This is a genomic window from Microcystis sp. M31BS1, from assembly GCF_020245285.1.
Taxonomy (GTDB): Bacteria; Cyanobacteriota; Cyanobacteriia; order Cyanobacteriales; family Microcystaceae; genus Microcystis; species Microcystis panniformis.
Window position 1 is genome coordinate 1 of record NZ_JADBVE010000360.1, and the last position, 8,423, is coordinate 8,423.

Sequence of the window (8,423 nt, forward strand, 5' to 3'; positions counted from 1 at the left end):
AGGGTTTTGTGGCTTTACGAGCGAAACAGGTGCAAGATTTTGAGAGAATCGTCGTTCAAAACCTTGCGTCTTCATCGGCCCGCGTCCTGTAGGGGCGAAGCATTCGGGCAATAACCTATCGGTGAAACCGTAGATTTTCTAACCGAATGCTTCGCCCGTACTTTTTGCCGCAAACCCTAACCTGCATTATTCATGAACCAAAAAACAAGGAACCCGAAAAACTGGATTTACATCCAGTTTTTTTTGGGGTTAAATAAGTAAGTAAAAATCCTTAATCAACCGCACAAAATTAACAATTAAAGCCTAAAAAAGCGACTAAAACTGTCATTTAGATACAATAATCCTAGGAAGGCTTGGCTTTAAAAAAAAATTAATTGAACTCCACTAGAAAGTCGCTGTGAAATTAGACTAATTTCATAAGCAAATGGACAATGAGCTGCTAACTCAACTAATACTTTTCTGACCGAAACACTAACTTTTGCAGCAGTTTTAATAAGAGTTTCTTTTAAACGAGAAACTGTCGCCTTTGCCAATCTTGTCCCCTGTGCTGCTTGCCGAATCCCCAGCATCAAAATATAAGCAGCTTGAGATAAAAACAGACGAAACTGATTGACAATAAATTTTTGACAACTGAGTCTGTCAGCTTTGATTCCTAGTTTTAATTCTTTAATTCTATGCTCCGAACTAGCTCCTCTTTGGACATAAAAATCATCATAGAGTTCTTGGGCATCTGTGAGTAAATTGGTAACGATAAATCTGGGGTTAGCCCCTTTTTCTAACCATTCTGCCTTCATTACTACTCGTCGTGGCTCTTTCCAAGTCCCCGCCGCATAATAAACATCATCAAATAATCGGGCTTTTTCTCCCGTGCGATGATATTGTAATCTTGCTTGATCCAGAAGATAACTAATTTTTTGTTTCAAGACTGCATTACTACTATAACCAAACGCATATTTAACTTCACTGCGTTCGCAAACTTTCAAGATTTCAGGCAAGGAGAAGCCCGCATCTCCTCGTAAAATAATTCTCACTCCTGGCATCGCTTTTCTTAACCGCCAAAATAGCCATCTTAGTATCCCCGCTACCCCTTTACCTGGGTGAGAATTTCCCGCTCGAAGTTGTAGAACTAACGGGTAACCGCTCGCAGCTTCATTAATTAATACGGGAAAGTAAATATAGTGTCCATAATAACCATGAAATAAGCTTAGTTGCTGATGCCCATGAGTCAAAGCATCCCAGCCATCTATATCTAGCAATATTTCTTCTGGTTGTTGTGAATAACTTTTGAGGAATTGGTCAACAAAAAAGCGACGCATTCCTTTGATTTCTCTGTTTGTTACCTGATTCTCCCATCGACTCATCGTTGGCTGACTAGCTAATAATTCTTCTCCTGGAAGCGGAACTTGATCGCAAGCAATCTTAAAAATAGGATCGTCACGCAAATAGTTACTATCGTTGCTATCTTCATAGCCCGATGCTATCCGACAGACTCGTTGACTAATTAACTGATGCAGAGAATGTTTTACTTCACCCGGCTCTCGATTATCCTCCAAACAATCTGCTAATCCTTCACAAATTTTCAGTTGTTCTTCTGCTTGTCTAACCAGAAGTACCCCCGCATCTGAACTCAAATCAAGGCGAGAGAACTTGGCTTCTAAAGGTTTTTTGGTAAAGAAGTTTAGCGAAAGTTGAGAAGAAAACTCAGTCATGATCAACGAAAATTTTAACTCTTACTGTCCCTAAAATTATAGAGTTTTTTGTCCCCTTTTTTCTGCTTTTTTAACCATTATTTTCTTTCCTGAAAGCCCAGTGACGGAGAGACAAAACAGACTGTTGTTGAGATCAAGTCGCTGTAACTTATATCTGGTAGTCGTTTCAGGGTTTTTTACCCTACTCTCATGAATAATGCAGGCTAAATTCCCCTTAAAAAGGGGAACTTAAAGCTAAAAAAAGGGGCTTTGCGCCCCTAAAAATCTTTAGTCAACCGATTAAAAATCTACACCAGACTATAGACAATTACTAAACCCAAAACTGCGGCAAAGACAATTAAAGCGTAGAATTGGGCGCGACCATTTTCGAGGTATTTGAGACCTTCACCACTGACAAGAGTAGCTAAACCGGTTAAATTCACCGCCCCATCGATAACGCGATAATCCACTTCCATAATTTGCCGTGCGAGACGACGACAACCCTGGACAAAAACCCGATCATACAGATTATCAATGTACCATTTGTTCAGGGAAAAACGATACAAAACGGGGAATTTTTCCGCAATAGTTGCGGGGTCAATTTTCTTCTGGAGATACATCAAAGAAGCGACAGTAATCCCGATTAAAGCAATCCCCACCGAATTACCCGCCATAATCAGAAACTCTGTCCAATCAAAAGCATGAACTTCTTCCACTACTTCGTTAGGAACATGAATAAAACCCTCGAAGAAATTCTGCCAAGGTTTACCCACCAAACCGATTAACAAAGAAGGAACCGCTAAAATCATTAGAGGTAAAGTCATCGTAATTGGCGATTCGTGGGGTTCATGGGCATGATGGCCGTGGTTGTCTTCTTCCTGCGCTTCCGAGTCCAATTGCTTAACATTCATTGCCCCCGGTCCAAAAGCCGGAATCGCACCCGCATTGGCTAACAGTCGGCGTTTAATCTCCTTATTAGTGCCTCTAAACTCCCCTTCAAAGGTGTTAAAGTACATCCGGAACATATAAAAAGCTGTTAAACCCGCAGTACCCCAACCGATTAACCATAAAGCTGGGTTCGCCTCAAAAGCTAAACCGAGAATTTCATCCTTAGACCAGAAACCAGCGAAAGGAGGAATCCCACAGATGGCCAGAGTTCCCACCAAGAAAGTTAGGGCAGTAATGGGCATATACTTGCGTAAACCGCCCATCATCCGCATATCTTGCGCTAAAACCGGCTCATGACCCACCACATCCTCCATACCGTGGATGACCGAACCGGAACCGAGGAACAACATCGCTTTAAAATAAGCGTGGGTCATCAGGTGGAATAACCCCGCACTATAAGCACCAATACCCATAGCCATAACCATGTAACCCAATTGGGAGATGGTGGAATAGGCTAAACCCTTTTTGATATCATTCTGGGTAAGGGCGATACTTGCCCCTAGGAAGGCGGTAAAGGCCCCCGTCCAAGCAATTACCGTCATCGCCGTGGGAATTGGCTCAAAAACGGGATACATCCGAGCAATGAGGAAAACTCCGGCGGCCACCATGGTGGCGGCGTGAATCAGGGCCGAAATCGGGGTCGGACCTTCCATGGCATCCGGTAGCCAGACATGAAGGGGAAATTGGGCTGATTTGGCCACGGGTCCAAGGAAGACTAAAACGGCGAATAATGCCGCTAAACTGCCGGCAATGGCTCCAGAAGAGACTAATTCCTCTAGACGTTCACCCATGATATCAAACTCGAAGCTACCGGTGGCCCAGAAAAGACCCAGCATTCCCAGTAATAAGCCAAAATCGCCGACGCGGTTGGTAACGAAGGCTTTTTGACAGGCCTCGGCGGCCGCCGGACGAGTGAACCAGAAACCTACTAGCAGATAGGAACACATCCCCACCAATTCCCAGAAAACGTAGATCTGGACGAGGTTGGGACTGATGACCAAACCGAGCATAGAACTGCTAAAAATGCTCAGATAGGCGTAAAAACGCACATAACCGGGGTCGTGGGCCATGTAACCATCGGTATAAATCATCACCAAAAAGGCCACGGTGGTGACGATAACCGACATTAAAGCGCTGAGATGATCGATCGTATAACCCATTTTCAGGTGAAAGTTACCCGCCGATGCCCAATCGATCATTTGGTTGTAGGGAGCGTGTCCATTGATTTGACTCCACAGCAGCGCAAAAGACAGCACCATCGACGCACCGAGGGTAGAAATGATTAATACAGCATTCACCTGTCGCAGACGATTGGTGACTTCATTAAAGGAAATTAAGCCCGCACCGACTAGGGTAGCGCCTACCAAGGGTAGGACGGGAACTAGCCACGCGTACTGATAAAGCGGTTCCATTCAGTAATACCTAGTTTACAACTTCACACTATTTGGTTTATCTTCATCTATTGTGACATAGGTTAATTCTTAAGAAAGTGTTTATACCTAGTTTTGCTCAATAAGGCGGCGAAAGGTCAAAGGATCTTATCAATTTGGCAGTTTAGCGAGCGGGACGGTAATTTTTAGGGAGAAGCGGGAAAATTATCGAATAGCCACGAAAGCAAGGAAACAATCAAACCAGCAGAAAAGGAAATTATCGCCACGATCGCCTCGCTGCCAAGATAACGGGATAAAAAACTGCCTTGAATTTGGGCGATCGGTAGTCGCGGATTTAACCCCACTTGGATGCTGTTGGTATTGCCGGAAACGCTCACTTCTAAACCTTGTGATGCCTCGGTAATCTGCAAGTTTTCCCCCGTGGTTTTTAGTTTGAGGTTTTGGTTACTATCCTCTCGGATAATTTTTATCTGATTTAATATCTCTACCCCCGGTTTCTCGACGATCAGGAATTGATTTTCTTCTAGCTTAAGATCCTGTTGAGCCATCCGGATATTACCAGAAATAATTGTCGATTCCACTAAGTCATCTCTCACATTATTACCGGTGATAATCGGTCGCTCAAATCTAACATTATTAACTTTAATATTGCGCCAAAAAATAGGCTGTTCTTTATCTTGAGAAAGTTGTAAATTAACATCGATCGCTTGTTGTATTTCTAATTTAAATTCGGTGGTACTGAGATTAAATTCGAGGGGAATATCCTCTTTTTTTTGGGGTAAATTAGCAATTTTATAACCAGAAAGAGTTATTTTAATCGGGTTGCCGCTAGGGTTAAATGATAAATTTACTGGTTGAGAATTTGGCTGCAAACTAAAAGCCAAAGGATTATCAAAAGGCGCGTATTTGAGATTTTTAACTCTAGTTTCCTTTTGTAAACGGAGTTCTTGCAGGATAAAATCCGCCGTCGGGGTAATTGTTAAAGTGCTATTTTCCCGGATTGATTCAATTTCTAGTCGCTCTCGTTTATTCAGTTCGGGATCTGCAAGACTGCTAAAGGTGCCAGCGAGGGTAAATTTTTTCAGTCCCGATAGATCTATTTGGGAAAGATTATAGACATCTTTGAGCAATAAACTTTCGTTTTCTTGACAGGTAAAACTAAAGCTTTTTACCAATAAATTGCCTTCAAAGTTTTGTTTAACTGGGATAATTCCCCAAAAAATCGACAGGAAAACCAGTGCTAGAGTAACTATAAAAACTGTGCAAAACTTGAGATTTTTCCTGATAAATTGCCAGAAACTTTTAAAATTATGCTTGGACTTCATTTTAGCCACTGGGGATTATGTTCAAAAGTTATATTAATCGGGGCATTTCTGGGAGGAGCATCATCTTGTTCTAATAAAGCTTTGACTCGCAATTCGTACAATCCCGCCTTAGCCAGTTTACCATCAGAAGTACGCCCATCCCAAGTAAAGAAAATTTCCCCTTTTGGTTGCCAGTTAGGGCGAGAAGTCTCATAGATAACCTTGTTGTTCTGGAGAATTTGTAATTCTTTGATCTGGCTACGCACATTAGCAAAAAGGACGATATCGTAGGTTGTTGCCTGATTAAAAATAACTGGCAAATAGATCAATTTACCGTCACTGATAGAGGCAGTGGCCCGCAGACTTTCAAGGGCGATATCTTCGCGATCAATAACATAGTTAGACCATTTAAATTGATAGCGAGAACCTTGGGGACGCAAGGTGAGGGGATCGAGTTGATAATTTTTTGGCACAGAACGCACTATCACTTTCGGCGCTCGGTTATTACGACTAGGTACTTCCAACTTTAGGGAGTCAGTCATCTCCCGAATCCGGCCGATAGAAAGGGAAATAAGACTAAAACTGCCCGCAATATCGATCGGAGCTATTCCCTCACAGCGCTTGTCATTATCTCTCTGGATATAGTTGCTAGATCTAGTATTTCCCGTACCACAGTTTTGAGCTTGAATAGGAGGGAAGAGCGAGACCAAAATAAGACTAAGAATTGTTAAGTTGAGGACAATAAATGATTTTTTCATGGTACAACCACCTGCCATTGAGCTAATTTTTGGAGAACTCGATCGATTGGGTAAGCGAAACCGATACCGGAAGAATCGATTTGGGACTCGTTAATCGTTTTAAACATCAATCCGATCACCCGCATTTCCTGATCAAATACTGGACTACCAGACCCCCCCACGGCCAGACTCACATCGATTAATAAATTGCCGCTACTAGACTGAATGCCGATGGTAATCGCCTCGTACTTCGACCAATCTTTTGATTCAGGATGTCCGATGATAGAAATCCGTGTTTTTGGGTTAATTTCGCCTTGATGAAAGGTTAAAGGACTGATATCGTCTGGTAAACCCGTGACTTCCAGCAAAGCTAAATCCAAGTTTTCTTGGGGTTCGGTGATCTGACTTATTTTAGCCTTTGCACGATCGCGCGGGAGGTTGGGTAGATTTTCGCCGTAATAGGGTTCCACTTCCAGATTATCGCCCCTCTGTTCCGTGTCGCGATCGACCACCACATGACGATTAGTGATAATCCACACCGTTGTTCCCCGGCGTTTGACCACATAACCCGTACCGTAGGCAGTCCCCTTGGCGTTACCGGTAAAGACAACACTGATTTTAACTATTGATCGCTTGATCCGGGTGAGGGGATCCTCTTGGCGTAAATATTCGGTATTATTCAAAGCGATGATCTGCTCCGGTTGTTGCTGCAACGATAACAAGCGCCGGGCCTCTTGCAGGTTATTGCTGGCAAATTCAAACTTCGGATCGATTTTTGTCGCCTTCTCGAACTCAGCGATCGCTGCCTCTAGCTTGCCCTGTTCCTGTAGGAGCCGACCCAAATTATTATGGGCAGAGATGTGAGCGGTAGTAGGAATCCCAGTAGTATCATCCGGTAAATCTAAGGCCCGACGGTACATTTCCTCGGCTTCCGTCAGTTTTTTCTGGTCATACAGCACGTTACCCAGACCGATGTAGGCAGGGGCAAGCTTATCATCAAGAGCGAGCGCCCTACGGTACATTTCCTCCGCTTCCTTCAGTTTTTTCTGGTCCCTCAGCACGTTACCGAGATTGTTGTAGGCATCGACATACTTATCATCAAGAGCGATCGCCCTACGGTACATTTCCTCCGCTTCCTTCAGTTTTTTCTGGACTGCCAGCACGTTACCGAGACCGTTGTAGGCATAGACAAACTTATCATCAAGAGCGATCGCCCTACGGTACATTTCCTCCGCTTCCTTCAGTTTTTTCTGGGCCCTCAGCACGTTACCGAGATTGTTGTAGGCATCGACAGCCTTATCATCAAGAGCGAGCGCCCTACGGTACATTTCCTCCGCTTCCTTCAGTTTTTTCTGGACTGCCAGCACGTTACCGAGATTGTAGTAGGCATCGACATACTTATCATCAAGAGCGATCGCCCTACGGTACATTTCCTCCGCTTCCGTCAGTTTTTTCTGGTCATACAGCACGTTACCGAGATTTTTGTAGACAGGGACAGACTGATCATCAAGAGCGAGCGCCCTACGGTACATTTCCTCGGCTTCCGTCAGTTTTTTCTGGTCATACAGCACGTTACCGAGATTGTAGTAGGCATAGACAAACTTATCATCAAGCTCGATCGCCCTACGGTACATTTCCTCCGCTTCCGTCAGTTTTTTCTGGTCCCTCAGCACGTTACCGAGATTGTTGTAGGCATCGACATACTTATCATCAAGAGCGAGCGCCCTACGGTACATTTCCTCCGCTTCCGTCAGTTTTTTCTGGAAATATAGGACATTACCTATATTTTTGTAGGTTTCTGGAAGTTTTGGATCGAGAGCGAGAGCTTTTTGACAGAAAATCAGTGCTTCGTCTAACTTATTTTGACGGAATAGCGCAGCGCAGAGATTGCTAAAAGCCACAGCACTGTTAGGATCAAGCTGAATAATTTGTCGCCAGATTCTTTCGGCTTCCGGGTATTTTTTTTGCGCTTGAGCGGTTTCACCCTGTTGCCATAACTGCTCTAGTGTTTGTGCCACTGTTGTCGGCGGCATGATCATCAATGCCAAAGTTAACACCCAAGCCAGCCGCACCACTTTCATAAGCTGATTTAAAATATTTCATCTATAGGTTAACAGATAGCAATGGAGTCAGGAACATTGCTGCATCTTAGTCAGTTAAGTAAGTAGTTATAATTAAATTGAAGATAGATTTTGCCTCTGATCCCCCCTGCTACCTTGATAAGGGACTTGCGTGGGAATAATATCCCAATCGATCGGAGGGCGCAAGCTTTGCGCCCCTACAGTAACGGATTTTGTCCACAATGTAGGGGCGAACTGCGTTCGCCCAAAAGGTACATTATCAAAGCGCAAGTCC

The 8,423-nt window shown here is 43.8% G+C and carries 5 protein-coding genes; all 5 read right to left on the reverse strand.

Features of this window, described 5'->3' with window-relative positions; all coding sequences use genetic code 11:
* Nucleotides 1-359 precede the first annotated feature (359 nt).
* Nucleotides 360-1,709 carry an IS1380 family transposase gene (locus tag IM509_RS20255; protein WP_185236742.1) on the reverse strand — a complete coding sequence of 450 codons (1,350 nt, stop codon included), beginning with the start codon at nt 1,707-1,709 and terminating at the stop codon, nt 360-362.
* Nucleotides 1,710-1,996: 287 nt separating this feature from the next.
* The gene (locus IM509_RS20260; protein ID WP_104397469.1) at nt 1,997-4,048 is read right to left on the reverse strand and encodes an NAD(P)H-quinone oxidoreductase subunit 5; all 2,052 of its coding nucleotides are present in this window, start codon (nt 4,046-4,048) and stop codon (nt 1,997-1,999) included.
* A 164-nt stretch (nt 4,049-4,212) separates the two neighbouring features.
* On the reverse strand, nt 4,213-5,352 hold the full coding sequence (locus IM509_RS20265; RefSeq protein ID WP_185236743.1) for a hypothetical protein: 1,140 nt from the start codon (nt 5,350-5,352) through the stop codon (nt 4,213-4,215).
* Complete coding sequence (locus IM509_RS20270; protein WP_185236744.1) at nt 5,349-6,089, reverse strand: FlgD immunoglobulin-like domain containing protein; 741 nt, start codon at nt 6,087-6,089, stop codon at nt 5,349-5,351. The genes IM509_RS20265 and IM509_RS20270 overlap by 4 nt, the downstream gene beginning before the upstream one ends.
* Nucleotides 6,086-8,149, reverse strand: a complete 2,064-nt coding sequence (locus IM509_RS20275) for a serine protease (protein ID WP_287717335.1) — start codon at nt 8,147-8,149, stop codon at nt 6,086-6,088. Before IM509_RS20275 ends, IM509_RS20270 begins: the two co-directional genes overlap by 4 nt.
* Nucleotides 8,150-8,423: the final 274 nt, after the last annotated feature.